The 19,049-nt window shown below is 71.3% G+C and carries 16 protein-coding genes; 9 read left to right on the top strand and 7 right to left on the bottom strand.

Annotation, left to right across the window (positions count from 1 at the left end; genetic code table 11):
• Positions 1 to 73 precede the first annotated feature (73 nt).
• From ABZT18_RS15055 to ABZT18_RS15030, 6 genes are read left to right on the top strand one after another with little or no spacing between them, the layout of a single operon-like run.
• Complete coding sequence (locus tag ABZT18_RS15055; protein WP_354997100.1) at positions 74 to 802, top strand: amino acid ABC transporter ATP-binding protein; 729 nt, start codon at positions 74 to 76, stop codon at positions 800 to 802.
• A gap of 19 nt (positions 803 to 821) precedes the next feature.
• Positions 822 to 1,790 (top strand): glutamate ABC transporter substrate-binding protein, encoded by a 969-nt coding sequence (locus tag ABZT18_RS15050; RefSeq protein WP_354997085.1) that lies wholly within the window; start codon positions 822 to 824, stop codon positions 1,788 to 1,790.
• 16 nt (positions 1,791 to 1,806) lie between these two features.
• A complete protein-coding gene (locus ABZT18_RS15045; RefSeq protein WP_354997084.1) occupies positions 1,807 to 2,451 on the top strand; it encodes an amino acid ABC transporter permease in 645 nt (214 codons plus the stop codon).
• Positions 2,448 to 3,317 (top strand): amino acid ABC transporter permease, encoded by an 870-nt coding sequence (locus ABZT18_RS15040; protein WP_354997083.1) that lies wholly within the window; start codon positions 2,448 to 2,450, stop codon positions 3,315 to 3,317. The genes ABZT18_RS15045 and ABZT18_RS15040 overlap by 4 nt, the downstream gene beginning before the upstream one ends.
• Positions 3,314 to 4,330 carry an asparaginase gene (locus tag ABZT18_RS15035; protein ID WP_354997082.1) on the top strand — a complete coding sequence of 339 codons (1,017 nt, stop codon included), beginning with the start codon at positions 3,314 to 3,316 and terminating at the stop codon, positions 4,328 to 4,330. Before ABZT18_RS15040 ends, ABZT18_RS15035 begins: the two co-directional genes overlap by 4 nt.
• A complete protein-coding gene (locus tag ABZT18_RS15030) occupies positions 4,327 to 5,070 on the top strand; it encodes a copper homeostasis protein CutC (protein ID WP_354997081.1) in 744 nt (247 codons plus the stop codon). Before ABZT18_RS15035 ends, ABZT18_RS15030 begins: the two co-directional genes overlap by 4 nt.
• An 89-nt stretch (positions 5,071 to 5,159) precedes the next feature.
• Here the strand turns inward: ABZT18_RS15030 and ABZT18_RS15025 are convergent, their stop codons facing one another.
• The 5 genes from ABZT18_RS15025 to ABZT18_RS15005 all read right to left on the bottom strand — a co-directional run bounded on the left by ABZT18_RS15025 (position 5,160) and on the right by ABZT18_RS15005 (position 11,656).
• Positions 5,160 to 5,696 carry a hypothetical protein gene (locus ABZT18_RS15025; RefSeq protein ID WP_354997080.1) on the bottom strand — a complete coding sequence of 179 codons (537 nt, stop codon included), beginning with the start codon at positions 5,694 to 5,696 and terminating at the stop codon, positions 5,160 to 5,162.
• Between the two features lie 228 nt (positions 5,697 to 5,924).
• The gene (locus tag ABZT18_RS15020) at positions 5,925 to 8,375 is read right to left on the bottom strand and encodes a glycoside hydrolase family 2 protein (protein WP_354997079.1); all 2,451 of its coding nucleotides are present in this window, start codon (positions 8,373 to 8,375) and stop codon (positions 5,925 to 5,927) included.
• Positions 8,372 to 9,214 carry a carbohydrate ABC transporter permease gene (locus ABZT18_RS15015; protein ID WP_354997099.1) on the bottom strand — a complete coding sequence of 281 codons (843 nt, stop codon included), beginning with the start codon at positions 9,212 to 9,214 and terminating at the stop codon, positions 8,372 to 8,374. Before ABZT18_RS15015 ends, ABZT18_RS15020 begins: the two co-directional genes overlap by 4 nt.
• A 56-nt stretch (positions 9,215 to 9,270) precedes the next feature.
• Positions 9,271 to 10,290, bottom strand: a complete 1,020-nt coding sequence (locus tag ABZT18_RS15010) for a sugar ABC transporter permease (RefSeq protein ID WP_354997078.1) — start codon at positions 10,288 to 10,290, stop codon at positions 9,271 to 9,273.
• Between the two features lie 85 nt (positions 10,291 to 10,375).
• Positions 10,376 to 11,656 carry an extracellular solute-binding protein gene (locus ABZT18_RS15005; protein WP_354997077.1) on the bottom strand — a complete coding sequence of 427 codons (1,281 nt, stop codon included), beginning with the start codon at positions 11,654 to 11,656 and terminating at the stop codon, positions 10,376 to 10,378.
• 384 nt (positions 11,657 to 12,040) lie between these two features.
• Between ABZT18_RS15005 and ABZT18_RS15000 the strand changes: the two genes are divergently transcribed.
• Positions 12,041 to 13,066: a LacI family DNA-binding transcriptional regulator gene (locus ABZT18_RS15000; RefSeq protein WP_354997076.1), complete on the top strand. Its 1,026-nt coding sequence runs from the start codon at positions 12,041 to 12,043 to the stop codon at positions 13,064 to 13,066.
• Between the two features lie 14 nt (positions 13,067 to 13,080).
• On the opposite strand, the gene ABZT18_RS14995 is transcribed toward ABZT18_RS15000, so the two are convergent.
• Positions 13,081 to 15,468, bottom strand: a complete 2,388-nt coding sequence (locus ABZT18_RS14995) for a GGDEF domain-containing phosphodiesterase (RefSeq protein WP_354997075.1) — start codon at positions 15,466 to 15,468, stop codon at positions 13,081 to 13,083.
• A 218-nt stretch (positions 15,469 to 15,686) separates the two neighbouring features.
• Here ABZT18_RS14995 and ABZT18_RS14990 point away from each other — a divergent pair, with 218 nt between their 5' ends.
• Positions 15,687 to 16,079, top strand: a complete 393-nt coding sequence (locus tag ABZT18_RS14990; protein WP_354997074.1) for a PH domain-containing protein — start codon at positions 15,687 to 15,689, stop codon at positions 16,077 to 16,079.
• Here the strand turns inward: ABZT18_RS14990 and ABZT18_RS14985 are convergent.
• The gene (locus ABZT18_RS14985; RefSeq protein WP_354997073.1) at positions 16,073 to 16,999 is read right to left on the bottom strand and encodes a 2-hydroxyacid dehydrogenase; all 927 of its coding nucleotides are present in this window, start codon (positions 16,997 to 16,999) and stop codon (positions 16,073 to 16,075) included. The genes ABZT18_RS14990 and ABZT18_RS14985 overlap by 7 nt on opposite strands.
• 186 nt (positions 17,000 to 17,185) lie before the next feature.
• On the opposite strand from ABZT18_RS14985, the gene ABZT18_RS14980 reads away from it, so the two are divergent.
• On the top strand, positions 17,186 to 19,003 hold the full coding sequence (locus ABZT18_RS14980; protein ID WP_354997072.1) for a SpoIIE family protein phosphatase: 1,818 nt from the start codon (positions 17,186 to 17,188) through the stop codon (positions 19,001 to 19,003).
• Positions 19,004 to 19,049: the final 46 nt, after the last annotated feature.

The following is a 19,049-nucleotide window of genomic DNA, read 5'->3' as shown; positions in this document are numbered from 1 at the left end:
GCCGACTTAGTTTTGTAGTCGAAGGAAGTGGGTGCGTCTGGTGGCACCGGAGACGACGGGTGCGGACCGACCGATGGTGTCGGTACGTGGCCTGCACAAGTGGTTCGGTCCGCTGCACGTACTCAAGGACATCGACCTCACGGTGACCGCCGGCGAGGTGGTCGTCGTGGTGGGGCCGTCCGGCTCCGGCAAGTCGACCCTGTGCCGCTGCCTCAACCGGTTGGAGACGGCCGGGCAGGGCAGCATCGAGATCGACGGTGAGCCGCTGCCGGCCGAGGGCCGCGCGCTGGCCCGGCTGCGCGCCGACGTCGGCATGGTCTTCCAGTCCTTCAACCTCTTCGGGCACAAGACGGTGCTGGACAACATCACCCTCGGGCCCACCCGGGTCCGCAGGATCGCCCGGCCCGAGGCGCGGCAGCAGGCGATGGCCCTGCTGGAACGCGTCGGCATCGCCGACAAGGCGAACCACCACCCGGCCCAACTCTCCGGTGGGCAGCAGCAGCGGGCCGCGATCGCCCGAGCACTGGCGATGCAGCCGAAGGTGCTGCTCTTCGACGAGCCGACGTCGGCCCTCGACCCGGAGATGGTCAACGAGGTGCTCGACGTGATGGTCTCCCTCGCCGCCGAGGGGATGACCATGATCGTGGTCACCCACGAGATGGGCTTCGCCCGCCGCGCCGCCGATCGGGTGGTCTTCATGGACGACGGCCGCATCGTCGAGTCCGGAGCCCCCGACGACTTCTTCGCCGCCCCGCAGACCGAGCGGGCACGCGATTTCCTTTCCAAGATCCTCCAGCACTAGCCCCCAACAGGAGGGTGTCATGTCAATCCTCAAGATGAGCTTCACCGGACGGCGCTCACTCGCCCTCACCGCCACCGCGGTGGCGGTGGCCCTCGCCGCCACCGGCTGCGGCGGTGACAGCGGCAGCAGCGCTCCGTCGCTGCCCGGCAACCCCGGCCTCGGCGGCGACGGCGTGATCGCCCAGTCGGTGTACGACGCCGCCCCGGTCGCCACCGACGCGGACATCCCGGCCGGTTCCACCATGGACGCGATCCGCAAGCGCGGCTACCTGAACATCGGCGGATCCCTGGACGCGCCGCTGCTCGCCCAGCAGAACCCGGTCAGCGGCACCATCGAGGGCTTCGACGCCGACATGGCGAAGTTGCTGGCGAAGTACATCATCGGCAAGCCCGAGGTGAAGACGACGACCATCGGCACCCAGACCCGGGAGGCCATGCTCCAGGCCAAGTCGGTGGACGCGGTCTTCCAGACGTACACCATCACCCCGCAGCGGGCCACCCAGGTCGCCTTCGCCGGGCCGTACCTCACCTCCGGTCTGGCGGTCGGCGTCCGCAAGGACGACACCTCGATCAAGAGCGTCAAGGACCTCGCCGGCAAGACCGTCATCGTCGGGGCGAACACCCCCGCGGTCACCGCACTGCCCTCCGCCGCTCCCGGCTCGAAGCAGATCGCCTTCGGCACCGACCCGCAGGCGCTGCAGGCGCTGCTCCAGAAGCGCGGCGACGCGTACGTGCAGGACTTCACGCTGCTCGCCTCGGGCGCCAAGGCGAACCCGGGGATGAAGGTGGTCGGCGAACCGTTCACCACGGAGGCGTACGGCATCGGCCTCAACCGGGAGGACCCGCAGTTCAAGGAGTTCGTCAACAACTGGCTGAAGAAGATCCAGGCCGACGGCACGTGGGCGAAGGTCTGGGAGGGCACCCTCGGCTCGGTGGTCGAGGGTGGGGCGCCCACCCCGCCCGCCCTCGGTTCCGCCGACGGCTCCTGAGCATCCTCCCGTACCGATGGACGCCCTCACCGCCCACCTGAGCGAGCTCGGCCACGGCCTGGTCACGACGGTCGAACTGACCGTCGTGACCACCATCGGCGCGATGCTGCTGGGCCTCGTCGTAGCCACCCTGCGGATCGCCCCCGTCCCACTGCTGCGCGTAATCGGCACGGCGTACGTCGAGGTGTTCCAGAACCTGCCGCTGCTGGCCCTGCTGGTGCTCTTCGTCTTCGCGCTGCCGACCATCGGCATCACGTTCCCGCTGTTCACCTCCGCCGCGATCGTCATCGCCGTCTACGAGGGGGCGTACCTGGCGGAGGCGATCCGCGCCGGGATCAACACGGTCGGCGTCGGCCAGGCTGAGGCGGCCCGTGCCATCGGGCTCACCTTCGGCCAGTCCCTGCGGCACGTGATCCTGCCGCAGGGACTGCGGGCGGTGATCCAGCCGATCGGCAACATCTGCATCGCACTGCTGATGAACACCTCACTGGCCGCCGTCGTCGGGATCGTCGAGCTGACCCAGGCGGCCAACACCGTGAACCTCGTCGAGGCTCAGCCGATCGCCGTCTTCACCGGCGCGGGCCTCGCCTACATGCTGCTGGCGTTGATCATCGGTCAGGTCACCGGCTTGCTCGAACGAAGGCTGGCGATCGTCCGATGAACCAGGCCCAACAGATTCTCTTCGACGAGCCCGGCCCCCGTGCCCGGCGGCGGATCCGGATCGCCACCGTGCTGGGCGCCGTCCTCCTGGCCGGTGCCGCCGTCGCGGCCGTGTACCAGTTCGCCAGCCACGGCGAGCTGGCCGCCGCCCGGTGGGAACCGTTCACCACCTGGCCGATCTGGCGGTACCTGCTCAACGGACTGTGGGCGACGGTGCGTGCCGCCGCCGCGACCGCCGTGCTCAGCGCCACGCTCGGGTTGCTGCTGGCGCTCGGCCGGCTGTCGGTGCATCGACCGCTGCGGTGGCTGGCCGGCGCGTACGTGGAGATCTTCCGGACCGTCCCCACGCTGCTGCTGATCTACGTGACGCTGTTCGCACTCCCGCAGTACGGGATGAACTTCCCGCTGTTCTGGAAGCTCGTGGTGCCGCTGGTGGTCTCCAACTCGGCGGCGTTCGCGGAGATCTTCCGGGCCGGCATCCTGGCCCTGGACCGTGGACAGACCGAGGCTGGCCTCGCCGTCGGGCTGCGCCGCGGGCAGGTCATGGCGCTGGTGGTGCTGCCACAGGCGCTGCTCCAGCTCACCCCGTCCCTGGTCAGCCAGCTGGTCGGGCTGCTCAAGGACACCTCGCTCGGCTTCGTGGTCAGCTACACCGAGCTGCTCTACAGCGGGCAGGTGCTCTCCTCGTACACCCACCTGCTGATCCAGACGTTCCTGGTGGTGGCGCTGATCTACCTGGTGGTCAACGCCTCGCTGTCGAAGTTCGCCCGCGTTCTCCAAGCCCGCAACGGCCGGTTCAGCAGCCGGCGTGGACGACGGACCGCGGACCTGCCCCCACCGCTCATCGAAGGGAACAGCACCCGGTGACCATTGCCCGCTACGCCGAACTGGCCCGGGTCGTCCGTAACGACTTCGTCGAGAGCAGTCACTACGGCAGCGTCGTGGTGCTCGCTCCGGACGGCGAGGTCGTCCTCGCCGGCGGCGTACCCGACGAGCCGGTACTCCCCCGCTCCACCCTCAAGCCGGTACAGGCGTTGGCCTGCCGGGTCGCGGCGGCCCCCGGTCTCGATGGCGTCGACCCGCTGACCGGCCCGGCGCTGGCCCTCGCCGCAGGCAGCCACACCGGCGACGACCGGCATGTCGAGGTGGTCCGGGTGATGCTGGCCGGTGCCGGCCTGACCGAGGACGCGCTCGGCTGCCCGGAGGACTGGCCGGAGGACGAGCCGACCCGGGATCGGCTGATCCGCGCTGGCGGGCAACGCGACCGGATCCGGATGAACTGCTCCGGCAAGCACGCCGCCATGCTGGTCGCCTGCGTCGCCCGGTCCTGGAGCACACACGACTATCTCGACCCCGATCACCCCCTGCAGCGGGAAACCGCCGCCATCGTCGCCCGGCTGGCCGGCACGCCGATCGCGCACCACGCGGTCGACGGCTGCGGCGCGCCGCTGTTCGGCCTGCCGCTGACCGGCCTGGCCCGCACGTTCCAGGCGTTGGTCACCGCGCCCGCCGGGAGCGACGAGGCACTGGTCGCGCAGGCCATGCGCCAACACCCGGAGTACGTGGGCGGCTGGCGCGGGCACCCGAACACCGACCTGATGCGGGCACTGCCCGGCGTACTCGCCAAGGGCGGGGCCGAGGGCGTGCTCGCGGTGGCCGCCCCGGACGGTCACGCCGTGGCGGTGAAGGTGATCGACGGCTCACCCCGAGCCACCACTGCCATCGTCCTCGCCGCCCTGGACGCCGTGGGCGTACCGGTGGGCGGAGCCGACGCGCTGCGCCAGGTGCCGGTGCTCGGCGGCGGCGAACCGGTCGGCGCCGTCACCGCCGTCATCGATTGGACCGCGGCATCGTCCCGTACCGAAAAGGAAGAGTCATGAGCACATTCGAAATCTGCATCGACAGCGTCGAGGGTGCGGTCGCCGCCGAGGAGGCCGGCGCCGACCGGGTGGAGCTGTGCTCCGCGCTCTTCGACGGCGGACTGACCCCCAGCCTGGGCACCATCGAGACGACTCTGCGCGCCGTCACCCGGATCCGGGTGCATGTGATCGTCCGGCCCCGGGCCGGCGACTTCATCTACTCGCCGTTCGAGATCGAGGCGATGGAGCGGGACGTGCGGGCCGCGGTTGCGGCCGGCGCGCACGGCATCGTGATCGGCGCGCTGACCGCCGAGGGTGACGTCGACGTGCCGACCAGCCGTCGCCTGATCGCCGCCGCCGGCGACACCAGGATCACCTTCCACCGCGCGTTCGACATGACCCGCGACCCGTACGCGGCGCTGGAGCAGCTGATCGAGTTGGGCGTGCATCGGGTGCTCACCTCGGGCCAGGAGGTCAGCGTGCTGGAGGGTGCTCCGCTCATCGCCGACCTGGTCCGTCGGGCCGCCGGGCGGATCGTCATCATGCCGGGTGGCGGCATCACCCCGCGCAACATCGCCCGGATCGTCGAGGCGACCGGCGCCGACGAGTATCACTTCGCGGCCCTGGTCAGCTCGGACAGCCCGGCCGTGCACCGCAACCCCGCGCCGCTGATGGGCGGCACCCTGAACCGCCCCGAGTACGAGCGCTCGGGCACCTCGGGCGCCCTGGTCGGCCAGGTGCTCGCCGCGGCCCGCGCCTGACCCTCCACGCGCTCTGCCGAGCGGTGGACCCCGGAGGAGGGTCCGCCGCTCGCGCCGGCCAGTTTCCCGTGTCCTGAAGCGGCCCCTCCTCAGTAGGCGACCAGGGCGATGAGCAGCGACGACACCGCACCGGCCAGAAGCACGACGCCGGTGCCCAGCCCGACCACCGCACTCACCGCCACGGCACGGGCCCTCGCGACCGAAACCGCCGCGACCGCCACGACGGTGACCAGCGCGGCGACCAGATGGATCAGCGGGTAGCCGAGTAGCGCCGCCACGGGGAAGAGGTGGACGCCCACGACCAGGGCGATCCAGGGGGCGATCAGCTCACCGCGCCGCAGCCGGGCCAACAACCCGGCACCGACAGCGGCGACCGCGAATTCGACACCGACGACGATGCCGAAGGTCCGGCTGGTGTCGGCGTCGAACGCCGTACCGTCCGACCAGTGACTCCAGGCGAGGAGCGCTCCGGCGACGGCGGTGAGCAGCGACAGAACCGAACCAGCGATGAGTACCGGCCGCCACGGCTTCGGGGGCGCTTCCTGAGCCCAGCCGAACCAACTGGAGGCGAAGAACCCGAAGACGAACGCCGTCGCGGCCGCGTCTCGGACATGCTCGGTAATCATCTGCGCTCCCCCGAATACGGCCTGGCTCGACGACTGTCGTCGTCTGTCCGTCAGCCGCTTCATGGAGCAGCGGCCCGTGACGCGGTAGATACTGCCCTACCCGTCCCGTCGCCCACGCCGCAGTCAGGCGCGAGAACCGTGCTGATCGTGCTCGAACTTGGAAGTAGTGGCCTCCCTCGCCGACGGAGACCACTACTTCCTGGATCGAGCACGATCATGAGGCGCGAGCTAGCCGCGTCCGATGTCGTTCACGCAGCGGAGCACCGGGCGGGCGGCGAGGGCTGTGGCGTCCAGCGGGGTGTCGGCCTGCACGGTGAAGGTCGTCGACTCGCCGGGCAGCAGGGTGACCAGGGCCCTGTCCACGGACGCCGCCGGGTCCAGTCGATCCGCGAAGAGCGTCAGGTCGCGCAGCACCGTACCGGCCGTGACCCGGACCCGCTGCCCGCCGTCGACCCGCTCGACCGACGCCTCCCATGCCGCCGACGGCCAGTCCACGTCCCGGTCCTCGGCAAAGAACCAGAGTGCCCGCTCGGCGCTCTGGCCCGCCTCGGCGACCAGCAGCTCACGCCGGGCCTCCTCCGGACGGGTCAGCTCCGCCGGCAGCGCCAGCATGACCGCCGAGTACGCGGGGACGGCCAACTCCATCGTCGTCTTCGCCCGGGGCTCACCGGCGAGGGTCAGCCGGGTCACCGAGGCCGACGCCCGCCAGGGCGTACCGCCGTCGTTGACCGCGACCAGGGCCAGGCCGCCGGCGCGGGGTTGCACGGTGAGCAGCCGATCGGCGTACGCGTGGCGCAGCGCGTACCACAGGGGTTTGCGCCGGCCGTCGCCGTCGACGGCCGACCAGGAGGTGACCGGCCAGCAGTCGTTGAGCTGCCAGACGATGGTGCCCGCGCAGACGCCCCGGTGTGAGCGGAAGTGCTCCACCCCGAGCTGGATCGCGCGTGCCTGGTTGAGCTGTGTCAGGTAGTGCCAGTCGTCGAAGTCCGCCGGGGCGGGTAGATGCGCGTCCAGCCCTCGCTGGAGCTTGGCGTCACCGTCGGCCGCCTTCTGGTGGTGCGCCATGCCTGGCGAGTCGTGCGCGAGGGGTTCGTCGCCCAGCGCCCGACGCAGGGTGGCGTATGCCGGTGGGGCCTGGTAGCCGAACTCGGCGACGAAGCGTGGGACGTACTCCCGGTATCTGGTGTAGTCGTCGGTGTTCCACACGTCCCAGATGTGCGTGGTGCCGTGCGCCGGATCGTTGGGGTGGATCGCCTCGGTGCCCGACCAGGGGCTGCCCGGCCAGTAGGGGCGGGTCGGGTCCAGCTCGCCGACGATCCGGGGCAGCACGTCCAGGTAGTAGCCGCGACCCCAGGTGCGCCCCGCGAGGGCCTCCTGCCAGTCCCAGTCGTGCCAGCCCCAGATGTTCTCGTTGTTGCCGGTCCAGAGCACCAACGACGGGTACGGAGCCAGCCGGGTCACCTGCTCGGCGGCCTCGGCGGCCACCTCGGTGCCGAACGGCTCCTCCTCCGGGTAGGCCGCGCAGGCGAAGAGGAAGTCCTGCTGAACGAGCAGCCCGCGTTCGTCGGCGAGGTCGTAGAAGTCCGCCGACTCGTACCGGCCGCCGCCCCAGACCCGCAGCAGGTTGATGTTGGCCGCGGCGGCCTGGTCGAACCGCTCGGCCAGCCGCTGGCGGGTGATCCGGGTGGGGAAGACGTCGTCCGGGATCCAGTTGACCCCGCGTACGAAGACCGGGACGTCGTTGACCGACAGCACGAACGGGGTGCCGTGCTCGTCTTCGGTGGTGTCCAGTCGGACCGTACGGAAGCCGACCCGATGGGACCAGCTGTCGAGAAGGTCGCCGTGCGGTGCGTGCAGGGTCACCTCGATCGGGTGGCGCACCTGCTCGCCGTACCCCCGGGGCCACCAGAGCGCGGGCTCACCGACGGTGAGGGTCAGCACGGCCGTGCGCTGCCCGGCCGGGACGACCACGTCGGCGCGGACGCCCGCGACGGTGGCCCGGACGGTGAGCGGGACGTCCGCGACCCGCTCGACCTCGACGTGCAGCTCGACCCGGCCGTCGCGGCCATCCATTGTGATCAGTGGACGGACGCTGGCCAGCCGGGCGGTGGACCAGGCGTGCAGGCCGATCTCCTGCCAGATGCCGGCGGTGACCAGGGTCGGCCCCCAGTCCCAGCCGAAGTTGCAGGCCATCTTGCGGATGAAGTGGAACGGCTCCGGATAGGCGTTGGGCCGGTCGCCGAGCCGCTCCTGCTGCGCTTCGGCGTAGCGGTACGCGGAGTCGAACGCGATGACCAGGTCGTTGTCGCCGTCGTGCAGCAGCGAACGGACGTCGAAGCGGTAGCCGCGGTGCATGTTCTCGGTGCGGCCGACCTCGACACCGTTGACGGTGACCGTGGCGACGGTGTCCAGGCCGGCGCAGACCAGGTCGACCCGGGCGTGATCGCCCGCCGGGCGCCGGAAGGTCGTCCTGTAGCTCCAGTCGGTGCGCCCGATCCAGGCCAGTGCCAGCTCGTTGTCGTCGAGGTAGGGATCGGGAATCAGCCCGGCGTCGAGCAGGTCGGTATGCACCGAACCGGGCACGGTCGCCGGCACGACCCGCCCGGCGATCTCGGCCGGCACCTGCGCTCCGGGTGCCGCCCGCAGGGTCCAACCGTCGTGGAGTGCCTGTCGGCTCAAGACTTCACCGCACCTTCCATGATTCCGCGGACGATCTGGCGTCCACCGATGAACAGCATGATCAGCAGGGGGATGGTCGCCACGAACGCCCCGGCGAGGACCCGACGGTAGATGACGTAGTTGCCGCTGGCCAGATCGGAGATGGCAACCATCGAGGTCGGGTAATCGGTGCCACCCAGGGTGATCAGCGGCCACTGGAAGTCGTTCCAGGTCGCCACGAAGGTGAGCAGGCCGAGCACCGCGAGGGCCGGCCGGATCGCCGGCAGGACGATGGACCGGTAGACCCGCATGGTGGTCGCGCCGTCCATCCGGGCCGACTCGATCAGCTCGTCGGGCACGGTGTTGAGGATGAACTGCCGCATGTAGAAGACGCCGAACGCGGTGACCAGGCCGGGCACGATGACCGCCAGCAGGGTGCCGTTCCAGCCCAGCTTGCCCATGACGATGTACAACGCGACCACGCCGAGCTGGTTCGGCACGGTGAGGGTGAGCACCACGAACAGCATGAGCCAGCGGCTGCCGGCGAAACGCAGCTTGGCGAAGGCGAACCCGGCCAGCGAGCAGAAGAACAGCATCGAGACGGTCACCACGGTCGAGACGATGACGCTGTTGATCAGCGAGGCGGCGAAGTAGACGTCCTGCAGCGAGAAGACCTCGTCCAGGTTGACCAGGAACTTCTCGCCGGGGATCACGGCCGGTGGGATCTGGGCCAGAGCCTCGTCGTCGCTGGTGGCGATGACGAACATCCAGTACAGCGGGAACGCCGCGAAGAGCATGGTGGTGGCCAGCAGCAGGTACGTTCCGACGCCGGCCGGGGTGTCCTGCGGGGCGCGGCCCATCAGGGCGGCCCGCCGGCGGCGGCTCCTGGTGACCGGCGGTGCGGTGTCGACGGCGCTCACCTGGATCGCCCTCCGGAGAGTCGGTTGGTCAGCAGGGTGTTGATCCCGGCCACGACCAGGATGATCAGGAAGAGCGCCCAGCTCATGGCGGCCGCGTAGCCGAGGTTGAGGTCCTTCCAGCCGACCTTGTAGATCAGCTGGGCGATGGTCTGCCACTCGCCGTTGGGTCCGCCGGTGGCGGCCTGCGCGTTGAGGTCGAACAGCATCGGCTCGATGAAGAGCTGGAACCCGCCGATGGTGGACAGGATGACGGTGAAGACGATCACCGGCTGGATCATCGGCACGGTGATCCGCCAGAGCTGACGCCACGGGCCGGCGCCGTCGACCGCGGCGGCCTCGTAGACGTCGCGCGGGATCGACTGCATGGCGGCCAGGTAGAGCAGCGCGTTGTAGCCGATCCACTTCCAGTTGACCATCGTGGCGATGGCGATCCAGGCGTGCATCTTGTCGGCCCGCCAGTTGATCGGAGCATCGTCGCCGATGCCGAAAAGGCCGAGAACCCAGTTGGCCATCCCGAAGTCGCGGGAGAAGAAGACGCTGAACACCATCGTCGAGGCGACGATCGGGGTGACGTACGGCAGCAGCACGCCCACGCGCCACCAGGTCTGCGCCCGCAGCCGGCGGTTGAGCAACGACGCCACGATCAGCGCGAGCAGCAGCTGCGGCACCGAGGAGAGCAGGAAGATGCCGAAGGTGTTGTAGAGCGCGTTCCAGAAGTCCTCGTCACCGAAGAGCTGGCGGAAGTTGGCCAGGCCGGCCCAACCGGTCAGTGTCGGGTCGTCCAGCCGGTAGTTCCGCAGGGCGATGACGCCGTTGAAGATCAGCGGAAACAGCCCGAAGACCAGGAAGATCAGGAAGAACGGCGCGATCAACACGTACGGCATGTAGCGCGTGTCGAACCGGTACAGCCGATCGCGCCAGCTGAGCCGGCGGTGGTCCGGGTCGGTGCCGTGGCCGTGCCGCCCGTCGGCGGCGCGGCGGCCCGGCGACGCGGGGGCGGCGCGGGTGGTGGACATCGGGACACTCCAGGGCCGAAGAGACGGGGTACGCGTGGGTGGCGCGGGGGCAGCCTGGTGGTCGCCCACCCCCGCGCCGACGGGCTCAGGAGGTGCTGGCCTTCTCGGCTTCCTTGAGCGCCTCGGCCCAGGCGGCCTCGGGCTTGAGGGTCTTGTTCTGCACTCGGATCAGCACGTTCTCCACGGCCACCCGGGTCGGGCCGTTCTTCTTGCCCAGGTACTGCGGGGTCAGACCCTGCGCCATCTTCGGGAAGATCTGCCCGACGGGCGCGTCGGTGAAGAACGGGTTCTTGAAGTCCGCGATCGCGGGGTCGCTGTAGAGGGCCGGTTGGGACGGCAGGTTGCCGACCTTCTTGAAGATCTCAATCTGCTGCTCCGGCTGGACCAGCCACTCCACCAGCTTGTACGCCTCGTCGACGTTCTTGCTCTGCTTGGGGATGGTGAGGAACGAGCCACCCCAGTTGCCGCCGCCACCGGGCACCGCGGCGATGTCCCACTTGCCCTCGGTGTTGGGGGCGGTGTCCTTGATGTGGCCGAGCATCCAGGCCGGGCAGGCGAGCACCGCGAAGGAACCGCTGGTGAAGCCCTTGTCCCAGTCGGCCTGGAAGCTGGCCAGGTTGGCGGAGAGGTCGGCCTGGATGGCCTTGATGGTGTAGTCGAAGGCGATCTTCGGGCCCTGCTCCATCTGGAGCTGGTCCTGCTCGTTGTAGAAACCGACGGGCTGCTGGCCGAGAATCGGGTTGAACAGGTTGCTGCCGGCGTCGATGAACTTCTTCTTGCTCTGGGCGGTGTACTGCTGGCCGACCTCGATGAACCTGTCCCAGGTGGGCCAGAGGGCGGAGACCTCGTCCCGCTCGGTGGGCAGCCCGGCGGCCTTGAACAGGTCGGTGCGGTAGCACATGGCGAGGCCGCCGGTGTCGGTGCCGAGGCCGATCTGGGTCTTGCCGTCAGCGGAGAGCGACTGCTTCCACTTCCACGGCAGGTACTTGCTCTCGTACGAGCCGGCGCCCTTGTCGAGCAGGTTGACGAACTTGTCCGACTGGCTACGGAACTGCACCATGAAGCCCTCGTCGATGGCGGCGATGTCCGGCGCTCCGGAGCCGGCGACCAGCTTCTTCTGCAGGTCCTCGTGCTGGGCGTTGTACTCCCCGGAATTCAGTTGGATCTTGACGTTCGGGTTGGCCGCCTCGTACTTCGTCTTGAGGTCAGTGAGGCCGAAGTCGCCCCAGAAGTTGATTTTCAGGGTGACCTGGCCATCCGCGGCGCCGGAATCCTGTCCGCTCTTGCCGCTGCACGCGGCCACCAGGGCAAGACCGACCGCGCCCACGGCGACGGTGCGGGCCCACCGGGTCCAGGATCTTTTCATGTCATCCTCCGAACAAGTGGGAACGCTCCCGACATCGAGAGACGTTGACTGAACCGGATAAGTGAGGCCACCGTACGGTTCGGTCTCAGGAGTGTCAACGGCCGGTTAACACCACCCTCAGTCGATGCACAGAGAGACCCTTGGGAGCGCGAACAGGCGTGGTGGGGCCGTTTCCGCCGTAGCTTCGCGCAGCGCCCGCAGGTCGGTGCCAAGGACGCACAGGTACGCTGAACCGCGCAAGTAATGAGCGTTTGTCTATCGTGGACAATCGGCCTGCCGCACCGTTGCGCTAGGTTGAGGGCGCCGCCGACCAGCTGACCAGGTCAGGTCGTCGTCGCGTCAGCCAGGAGACCCGACCTTCCCGAGGCCGGAAAGTGGAGGAACATGCCGGTGAAGCGGCCGACCATCGCCGACGTCGCCCGACGCGCCGGGGTGTCCAAGGGCGCCGTGTCGTACGCGCTGAACGGGCAGCCTGGCGTCTCCGAGGCCACCCGGCAACGCATCCTGGCCATCGCCACGGAGATCGGGTTCAGCCCGAGCAGCGCAGCCCGCGCGCTCTCCGCCGCCGCCGCGGGGGCGGTCGGCCTGGCCCTGTGCCGACCGGCCCGGATCCTCGGCATCGAGCCGTTCTTCATGGAGCTGATCAGTGGCGTCGAGGCCGAACTCTCCGCCCGCTCGTACGCGCTGACCCTCCAGGTGGTGGCCGACCACGACGCCGAGATCGCGGTCTACCGGCGCTGGTGGGGCGAACGTCGGGTGGACGGCGTGCTCGTCTGCGACCTACGCACCGACGACCGCCGCATCCCCGCACTAGAGCAGATCCAACTACCGGCGGTGGTGATCGGCGGGCCCGGTGGCACCGGTGACCTGGCCAGCCTCTGGTCCGACGACGCCGCCGCACTGACCGAGACGGTGGAATACCTGGTCGCGCTCGGGCACCGACGGATCGCCCGGGTGGGCGGCCTGCCCGACCTCCGACACACCGAGATCCGCACCGACGCCTTCGGGGCGGTCTGCCAGCAGCTCGGCCTGGTCGACGCGGTCACCGTCTGGTCCGACTACACGGGCGAGGAGGGCGGCCGGGCCACCCGCCGGTTGCTCAGCTCCGCCCACCGGCCCACCGCGGTCATCTACGACAACGACGTGATGGCCATCGCCGGGCTCTCCGTCGCCCAGGAGATGGGGCTCACCGTGCCGGGCGATCTGTCCATCGTGGCCTGGGACGACTCGCCGCTCTGCCGCCTGGTGCACCCGCCGCTGACCGCGTTGGGCCGGGACATCCCGGCGTACGGCGCGCACGCCGCCCGGCAACTGCTCGCCGTCATCGCCGGACAGCCCGCGACCCGGGTGCAGGACGAGACCCCTCACCTCACACCGCGTGGCAGCACCGCACCACCCCGCGAGAGGTGAACCGGTTCACCAATTCAGCGGGACGTCGACGGAAACTCCTCGAAGTACGCCTCGACCCGCTCGGCCGTCGCCGGACGGGCCAGTGCGAAGCCCTGCCCGTACCGGCAGCCACCCCGGCGCGCCCCCTCGACCTGGGTCGACGACTCCAGCTCCTCGGCGACGATCTCCACGCCCAGCCGCTCGCCGACGGTGACCACCACGTCGATCAGCGGTGGCTGCCCGTCCGGCCGTGCGCCCACCAACTCGGGGCCCACCTTCAGCAGATCGATCGGCAGCCGACGGAGTTGGGCCAGCGAGGCGCGCTCGGCCCGGAAGTCGTCCAACGCGGTGCGTACGCCCAGCGACCGCAGCCCGGCCAGCCGGGCCACCACGGTCGGCAGGTCACCGGCGATCCTCGGCTCGCTCACCTCCACCACCAGCCGTTCCGGCAGCACCCCGTACGCAGCCAGCACAGCCGACGTGCGCTGCACGAAGTCGGGGGTGGTCAGCTCCCGCGTCGTGACGTTGACCGCCATCCACAGCTCCCGGACGCACACCGACCAGTCGGACAACTGACGGCAGGCCCGGTCCAGTACCCACCACTCCAACTCGCCAACCAGGTCCAGGTCCTCGGCGACCGGCAGCAGCTCGGCCGGGAGCACCGTGCCGAGCACCGGGCTGCGCCAGCGCAGCAGCGCCTCCGCACCCACCGGCTGCCCGTCGGCCAGGTCGAGCACCGGCTGGTAGACGAGATCCAACTCGCCGCGCGCCACCGCACCGGGCAACTCGCGTTCCAGGTCGAGCCGGCGAACCAGCTGCTCCTCCAGGAACGCGTCGTACCACTCGACCCGGTCCCGGCCCAGCTGCACGGCCCGCCGTCGGGCCAGCTCGGCCTGACGGAGGACGTCCGCCGGCCCGGCACCGCTCACCTCGGCCAGCCCGATGCTCGCCTGCACGCGCAGCACCGAGCCGGCCAGCCGGTAGGGCGGACTGAGCGCGGTCAACAGCCGGGTGCCCAGCGCGTACGCCAGCACCGGTCCGGCGGCGGTGACCACGGCGAAGCCGGCACCCGTGCACCCGGTGACCAGGTCGCCGGGGCCGATGACCGCACGGACCCGGTGGACCGCCTCGGCCAGCACGTCCTCCCGGGCAGTCGGGCCGAACCCGTCGGTGCCGTGCAGATCCACCAGCAGCAGCGCGCCGGCCGGCGCCGGCACGTCGCCGATCGCGGCGAGGGCGTCCAGCAGGGCCGCCCGGTCGCCCGGACCACCTCCCCGACGGTTGAGTGCCGACCAGGCGGCATCGCCATCGGGCGACCAGGTCGAGCCGACCCCGTCCGGGGTGGCCGGGCCATCCGGATCTCCGGCGCGGTCGGGATGGCCGTGCTCGGCCGGCCCGGGTGGATGCTCTGACGTGCCCTGCCAGCGTGGTTGCGCGGCACGGCGGTGCCGGACCGCCCGGCCGGCGCTTCGGCGGTGTGCGGCAGGCCGTTCGGGGATGGACGCGTCACCCGCGCGCAGCAGCTCGCGCAGCACCAACGGCGGCACCGCCGCCAGGGCCAACAACACGCTCGTCCGGTCCGGTGCGCGGCCGGCACCCAGGTGTAGACCCACCGCCAGCAGCAGCACCGCCGCGGGGAGCACCGACCGGGGCCAGGCCGGCGCGATCGGCTCCGCCGGCTCCGCGTCGCCCACGTCCGCCGCGCCGGCCGCACCGACCGCGACAAGCAGCATCCCGAACACCAACGGGGGTACGGCCAGCAGGGCCACCCGCCCGGCTGGCGCGGACGGCAGCGTGGCCAGCAGCACCAGACCGCCCAGGGTGAGCAGGACGCCGCCCCGGCAGACCACGGCACCCGAGCGTCGCCCCGACCCGGTGAACGCGTTGAGCGCGGCCATGCCCAGCCCGCCGAGCGCCAACGCGGCGACCAACCGGGCCGGCACCGGCAGACCGTCGCGGGGCAGCAGCAGCCAGCCGGCGAGCGCCAGACCGACGGCCGGGCCGGTCGACTCGACCAGCCTGCGCAGTCGGAAGCCGGCCGACGGCCGCGTCCGACCGGGGAGCCGGCACAGCCCGGCCACGGAGAGGGCCGCCACGACCAGCGACCCGACCAGCACGGCGGTGCGGTGCCCGATGTCGGCCAGGGGCAGCACGACGGCGGTGAGACCGGCCGTCACCACCGCCGTGTCGAGGAGCACGCCCGCCGAACGCGGTGACGGCTCGGTGGAGCGCCGGGTGGCCAGCCGGGAGAGCCGCACGCCGGCGAGCGTGGCGCCGGCGCCAGCGGCCAGCGCGATCACCACCGAGGCCGGGACCAGGTTGGCGGCACCGGCGAGGAGGAGCAGCGCCACCGCCGTTGAGGTGGCGGCCTCCGGCGCCGCCCGGCGGGGGACGAGGACGCGGAACGGGTACGCGAGGAGCACGGCGGTCGCCTTCGTGAGGGGGCACTGGGGCGGTACGACGGTGCGGGACAACGGACGTTGCGAGTCTGCTGCCCAACAATTGGCAACGATCGGCGGCCGAATTGGTTACGTGTCGGTCACCCAGGGGAGACAATGACCCGTGTCACTGTACGGCGTACCGCACCGTGCTGGCACCGCCCGCCGCGAGCCGGACCGGCCCGGGGTGGGATCATCGGAGGGTGAGTAAGCCCGACACGGTCCGCTTCCGGTACAACCAAGCCATCCTGGTCGCCGCGGTCATCGCCTTCATCGGTGCCCTGCCGCTGGCCAACGCCCGGGCCTACCTGCTGCCGGTGCTGCTCGTTCCGCTCGCCGTCGCAGTGTGGGCCTGGCGGGCCGGCACCGACGCCGACGCGCGTGAGCTGCGCGTACGGGCGTTGGCCGGGCAACGCCGGATCGACTGGGACCAGGTGCTCGAGCTGGCCACCGACCAGCGCGGACGGGCGGTCGCCCGGCTCGACGACGGCCAGCAGGTCGCCCTGCCGGCCGTCCGCGGCGCGGACCTGCCCCACCTGATCTCGGTCACCGGCCAGACGCTGCCCCACACCTCGGCGGAGGCGCCGGGTCAGTAGCCGTCGACCACCCTGTTGATCAGCGGCTGCCCGGCGGCGAACCGGCGAACCTGATCACCGACCAGTCGGTATGCCCGCGGCAACAGACCCCGCACCGACCCTGCCACGTGCGGGGTGAGCAGCACGTTCGGCATCGCCCAGAGCGGAGAGTCGGCGGGCAGCGGCTCAGGGTCGGTGACGTCCAACGCGGCCGAGATCCGACCGGTGCCCAACTCGGCGACGAGCGCCTCGGTGTGGGCCACCGGCCCCCGGGCGGCGTTGACCAGCAGCGCCCCGTCCGGCATCGCGGCCAGGAACTCCTTGTCGATCAGGCCACGGGTCTGGTCGGTGAGCGGCACCAGCACCACCACCACGTCGGCCTCGGGCAGCAGCCGGGGCAGCTCCTCGACGCCGTGCACCCCCTGCTCGGGGCGGGCCGTCCTCGCGACCAGGGTGAAACTCACCTCGAAGGGGGCGAGCCGGTCACGCACCGCGGTGCCGATCGCACCGGCGCCGATGATGAGCACCCGCTTGCCGGTCAGCTCGTCGGTCGGGGTGTTCCCCTCGTACGCCCAGCGCCGCTCGGCCTGCGCCCGGACGAACTCCGGGAACGCCCGCAGCTGGGCAAGGATCGCGGTGACGACCCACTCGGCGGTGGACGGGTCGTGCACGCCCCGCGCGTCGCAGAGCGTGACACCCGGCGGCGTCCGGCCGGCCCAGGCGTCCGCCCCGGCGGAGAGCAGCTGCACCACGGCCAGGTCGGGCAGCCCACGGAGCAACGCCGTCGCGTCCGTGCCGCCCAGGAACGGTGGCACCCAGACGCGGACATCGACCGCCTCCGAGGGCGGCCGGTCGGCGTGCTCGAAGACCTCCACCGTCACGTCCGGGGGCAGCTCGCCCATGAGATTCAGGCCGGCCTGGTGTGGGATCCATACCTTCACGTCCGCCGACGATAGTCCCCGACGCGGCGGCCGGTGCCGGCACGGCGACCAACTGGCGTCCCGGGGGATGGCGCGCGGGGCCGGGGCGGGCGAGACTCGGCACACCGACGTTCGACCCGGGCCCGGACGAGGTATAACGAAGGGTCGGAGGGCCGGTCGGCCTCCGCCCCGGCAGACAGGTGCTCGATGACCGACGGCTCCCCCGCCACCGCCCGGCGGCCGATCGCGCCACCTCCGGCGCTCGGCGACCCGGCGCGGTTGCGCGCGCTCGCCGACACCGGGCTGGACGCCACCCCGGACGAGGCGTTCGACCGGTTCGCCCGGCTGGTCAGCGACCTGCTGGATGTTCCGGTCGCGCTGGTCTCCCTGGTCTCCGCGGACCGGCAGTTCTTTCCAGGCGCGTTCGGGTTGCCGGAGCCCTGGTCGGAGCGGCGACAGACCCCGCTGAGCCACTCGTTCTGCCAGCACGTGGTGGACATCGAGGTGCCCATGGTGCTTCCGGACGCCCGGCTCTACCCCCGCGTTCGGGACAACCTGGCCATCGAGGACCTCGGCGTGGTCGCGTACGCCGGGATGCCGCTGACCGACCTGTCCGGCCGGGTGCTCGGCTCGCTCTGCGCCATCGACAGCAAGCCCCGCGCCTGGACCGCCGCGCAGCTGCGCACACTGGCCGACCTGGCCGCCGCCTGCTCGTCGGAGCTGCGGCTGCGGATCGCGCTCGACGGGGCGCAGGAGGCCCGGCGGCGGGTCGTGCAGGCGCACGAACGGCTGGAGCTGCTGGCCGGGGTGAGCGAGACGCTGGCCGGCACACTGGACGTGGGCACCGCGTTGCGCCGGCTCGCCGCCACCATGGTGCCGCTGCTCGCCGACTGGTGCCTGCTCACCCTGATCGGGCCGACCGGCCTGCCCCGCGAGGTGGTCTCGGTGCACCGCGACCCGGCCCGGGCGGCGGACGTCGACCGCTTCGGTGCGCTGCTGAGCACCGGGCTGAGCCCCGAGTCGATGATCCGGGCGGTGCTCCGGACCGGCCAGCCCCGGCTCGGCAGCGTGGCGTCCCTGGCCGACGTGACAAGGGGCACCACACGACCGGAGATGGCGTCGATCGCCAGTCGCCTGGGCATCGCCTCCTACCTGAGCGTGCCGTTGCGGGGCGCCGGCGGCACCGTGCTGGGCGCGATCACCCTCGTCAACGGCTCCGAGCGTCAGCAGTTCGACGACCGTGACCTGCTCACCGCGGTCGACATCGGCCGCCGGGCCGGCCAGGCCGTCGGCAACAGCTCGATGTACGGCGAGCAGCGGCACGTCGCCGAGGTCCTGCAACACAGCATGCTGCCGCGGCTGCCGGTCGTCGGCGAGCTGGAGCTGGCGGCCCGCTACCAGCCGGCGGCCGACCGGGTGGAGGTGGGCGGTGACTGGTATGACGCCTTCGTCCAGCCCGAGGGTGACGTGATCGCGGCTATCGGGGACGTGGCCGGGCACGACATCGAGGCGGCGGCGACCATGGGCCAGCTGCGCAACCTGGTGCGGGGCAACGCCTTCGGCAGGCCGGACACGGTGGGGGAGCTGATGAGCAACCTGGATGGCGCGATCCGGGGCCTGCGGCTGCCGATCGCAGCCACCGCGACGCTGGTCCGGATCTGTCCGCAGAACGCCGGTGTTCACGAGGTGACCTGGTCCAACGCCGGGCACCCGCCCGCGCTGGTGGTCCGCTCGGGCGGGGCGGTCGAGGCCCTTGAGGCGACGCCGGAGCCGCTGCTCGGCCTGGCCCGACCGTCGACGCGGACCAGCCAGTCGACCCACCTGGCCACCGGCGACACCCTGCTGCTCTACACCGACGGGCTGATCGAACGGCGGGACCGATCCATCGACGACGGGTTGGCCGAGCTGGTGGGCCGGCTGACCGGCGCCCACACGCTGCCCCTCGACGAGCTGTGCGACCTGCTGCTCGCGTCGATCCGCCACCGCGAGGACGACACCGCGTTGCTGGCCGTACGGGCACGGTGAGCGGTCCACCGGCCGGGACAACCGGCACCCGTCGGATCCCGACGGG

Origin of the sequence: Micromonospora sp. NPDC005291, from assembly GCF_040607415.1 — a bacterium.
In the GTDB taxonomy this organism is placed as follows: Bacteria; Actinomycetota; Actinomycetes; order Mycobacteriales; family Micromonosporaceae; genus Micromonospora.
Note: the sequence above shows the minus strand (reverse complement) of the source record. Positions and strands in the feature narration are given on the sequence as shown.

Coding starts and splice junctions, on each gene's coding strand:
- ABZT18_RS15030 (WP_354997081.1), top strand. CDS start 4,327: ATGAGCACATTCGAAATCTGCATCGACAGCGTCGAGGGTGCGGTCGCC.
- ABZT18_RS14980 (WP_354997072.1), top strand. CDS start 17,186: ATGACCGACGGCTCCCCCGCCACCGCCCGGCGGCCGATCGCGCCACCT.
- ABZT18_RS15015 (WP_354997099.1), bottom strand. CDS start 9,214: ATGGGCCGCGCCCCGCAGGACACCCCGGCCGGCGTCGGAACGTACCTG.
- ABZT18_RS15045 (WP_354997084.1), top strand. CDS start 1,807: ATGGACGCCCTCACCGCCCACCTGAGCGAGCTCGGCCACGGCCTGGTC.
- ABZT18_RS15025 (WP_354997080.1), bottom strand. CDS start 5,696: ATGATTACCGAGCATGTCCGAGACGCGGCCGCGACGGCGTTCGTCTTC.
- ABZT18_RS15050 (WP_354997085.1), top strand. CDS start 822: ATGTCAATCCTCAAGATGAGCTTCACCGGACGGCGCTCACTCGCCCTC.
- ABZT18_RS15005 (WP_354997077.1), bottom strand. CDS start 11,656: ATGAAAAGATCCTGGACCCGGTGGGCCCGCACCGTCGCCGTGGGCGCG.
- ABZT18_RS15055 (WP_354997100.1), top strand. CDS start 74: ATGGTGTCGGTACGTGGCCTGCACAAGTGGTTCGGTCCGCTGCACGTA.
- ABZT18_RS15040 (WP_354997083.1), top strand. CDS start 2,448: ATGAACCAGGCCCAACAGATTCTCTTCGACGAGCCCGGCCCCCGTGCC.
- ABZT18_RS15000 (WP_354997076.1), top strand. CDS start 12,041: ATGCCGGTGAAGCGGCCGACCATCGCCGACGTCGCCCGACGCGCCGGG.
- ABZT18_RS15010 (WP_354997078.1), bottom strand. CDS start 10,290: ATGTCCACCACCCGCGCCGCCCCCGCGTCGCCGGGCCGCCGCGCCGCC.